This is a genomic window from Burkholderia sp. Ac-20349 (assembly GCF_017104865.1).
In the GTDB taxonomy this organism is placed as follows: domain Bacteria; phylum Pseudomonadota; class Gammaproteobacteria; order Burkholderiales; family Burkholderiaceae; genus Burkholderia; species Burkholderia aenigmatica.
This window is the reverse complement of the sequence record NZ_JAAGPM010000359.1, coordinates 1-895: the sequence shown is the minus strand read 5'-3', so window position 1 is coordinate 895 and position 895 is coordinate 1. Positions and strand designations below refer to the sequence as shown.

Annotated in this window: 1 protein-coding gene; it reads right to left on the bottom strand. The window is 75.6% G+C overall.

Translation table 11 applies throughout. The features are described from left to right. Positions 1-895: bifunctional ADP-dependent NAD(P)H-hydrate dehydratase/NAD(P)H-hydrate epimerase (locus tag G3N61_RS39205; RefSeq protein WP_241018145.1), on the bottom strand; the 895-nt coding region annotated here is incomplete at both ends.

The following is an 895-nucleotide window of genomic DNA, read 5'->3' as shown; positions in this document are numbered from 1 at the left end:
GGCGCGTCGGCGTCGAGCAGCGTCGCGGCGTCGTGCACGAGCACGTCGCGCACGAGCGTCGCCGCGGCTTCGCGCGTGCCCAGTCCGCAGCCGGCCGCGATCGCGGTCATCGCGTCGAGATCGAGGCCGTCGGCCGGGTGCAGCATCAGTTCCGGGAACGGCGGGTCGTACGGCGGAGCGCCGGCGCCGAGGAAACCGACGTGCACCTTGCCGGCGCCCGCGAACAGTGCGGCGCGGGCGGCCAGGATCGGCGCGCCGCACATGCCCGTGTCGCCGCCGAGCACCGCGAGGCTGCCGAACGTGCCCTTGTGGGACGCGAACGCGCGCGCGGGCAGCGCGGCGGCGAACCGCGCGGGCGCGTTCAGCACGATGGCCGGCGCGGCGGGTGGTGCGACGTCGAGCGTTGCGACGTCGATCTCGCCGGCGAGATCCCGGCCTTCGCCGGTATAGAGGCCGGGCTTCGCGCCGATGAAGGTGAGCGTATGGGTGGCGGCGACGGCGACGCCCGCGCCGACGATCTGGCCCGTATCGCTGTCGAGCCCGCTCGGCACATCGAGCGCGAGGACGTGGCCGCCGCTGCGCGCGTGCGCGGCGATGCGCGCCGCCTGCTCGGCGAATGCACCGTCGAGCGCGCGGCCGAGACCGATGCCGAACAGCCCGTCGACGATCCACGCATAGTCGTCCAGCGAAGCCGGTGGCGTGCCCGACAGCGGCACGCCGGCTGCGCGCGCGAGGCCGAGCGCCCATTGCGCGTCGTCCGGCTTCACCGGCACCGGCATCCACGCCTGCGTCGCGACGCCAAGCTGCTGGAGGTGTGCGGCGGCAACCAGCGCGTCGCCGCCGTTGTTGCCCGGGCCGACCGCGAACCAGACGGCGCGGTCGTCGCCGGCCGCGC